1 protein-coding gene is annotated in these 1,583 nt (G+C 63.2%); it reads left to right on the plus strand.

Annotated features, from left to right (window positions below):
- The coding region (gene polA / locus EN914_RS34900; RefSeq protein ID WP_127389664.1) for a DNA polymerase I at positions 1-1,521 on the plus strand (1,521 nt) is incomplete at its 5' end.
- Positions 1,522-1,583: the final 62 nt, after the last annotated feature.

Raw genomic sequence — 1,583 nt, forward strand, 5'->3', positions numbered from 1 at the left:
ATCATGAGCCGCTACGGCGTCGATGTCGCACCGTTCGACGACACCATGCTGATCTCCTACGTGCTCGATGCCGGTACGCCCCATGGTCACGGCATGGATGCGCTTGCCGAAAAGTGGCTCGGTCATACCCCTCTTCAGCTCAAGGACGTGACCGGCTCGGGCAAAAGCTCGGTCGGTTTCGATCAGGTCGACATCGACAAGGCGACGGCTCATGCCGCCGAAGACGCCGATGTGACGCTGCGGCTCTGGCTGGTGCTGAAACCGCGGCTTGCCGCCAAGGGCCTGGTGTCTGTCTATGAGCGGCTGGAGCGGCCGCTGGTGCCGGTGCTGGCGCGCATGGAACAGCGCGGCATCTCGGTCGACAGGCAGATCCTATCGCGGCTCTCCGGCGAATTGGCGCAGGGCGCCGCTCGCCTCGAAGAGGAAATCTACCAGCTCATCGGCGAACGCATCAACATCGGTTCGCCAAAGCAGCTCGGCGACATCCTGTTCGGGCGCATGGGCCTGCCCGGCGGTTCGAAGACCAAGACCGGCCAGTGGTCGACCTCGGCGCAGCTTCTCGAAGATCTCGCCGCCGAAGGTCACGAACTGCCGCGCAAGATCGTCGACTGGCGCCAGCTGACCAAGCTGAAATCGACCTATACCGATGCGCTGCCCGGCTTCATCCACCCCGACACCAAGCGCGTCCACACCTCCTACGCGTTGGCCGCTACGACGACGGGACGCCTGTCATCCTCCGATCCGAACCTGCAGAACATCCCGGTGCGCACCGCCGAGGGCCGCAAGATCAGGACCGCCTTCATCACCGACAAGAGCCATCGGCTGGTCTCGGCCGACTACAGCCAGATCGAATTGCGGGTGCTCGCCCATGTCGCCGAGATCCCGCAACTGCGGCAGGCTTTCGCCGACGGCGCCGACATCCACGCCATCACCGCGTCGGAGATGTTCAACGTGCCGGTCGAAGGCATGCCCTCGGAGGTTCGCCGCCGCGCCAAGGCGATCAATTTCGGCATCATCTACGGCATTTCGGCCTTCGGTCTCGCCAACCAGCTGTCGATCCCGCGCGAGGAAGCCGGCAACTACATCAAGAAATATTTCGAGCGCTTCCCCGGCATCCGCGATTACATCGAGGAGACCAAGGCCTATGCCCGCGAGCACGGCTTTGTCGAAACGATCTTCGGCCGCCGCATCCATTACCCCGACATAAGATCGTCCAACCCCTCGCTCCGCGCCTTCAACGAACGCGCCTCGATCAATGCCCGCCTGCAAGGCACCGCCGCCGACATCATCCGCCGTGCCATGATCCGCATGGAGGAGGCGCTGGAAAAAGCCGGCCTTTCGGCACGCATGCTGCTGCAGGTGCATGACGAACTGATCTTCGAGACCGTCGAGGCGGAAGTCGAGGCGACGATCCCGGTCGTGCGTCATGTCATGGAAAACGCGGCGATGCCGGCGGTCTCGATGTCGGTGCCGCTGCATGTCGACGCGCGAGCCGCCAACAACTGGGACGAGGCGCATTAGCACCAACGCAAGGTGTGTTGAGATTCAGATCAGGCCGAGCCGAAAATGGTGGATTCCGAGAA

The organism is Mesorhizobium sp. M7A.F.Ca.CA.001.08.2.1, from assembly GCF_003998455.1.
GTDB classification, from domain to species: domain Bacteria; phylum Pseudomonadota; class Alphaproteobacteria; order Rhizobiales; family Rhizobiaceae; genus Mesorhizobium; species Mesorhizobium ciceri.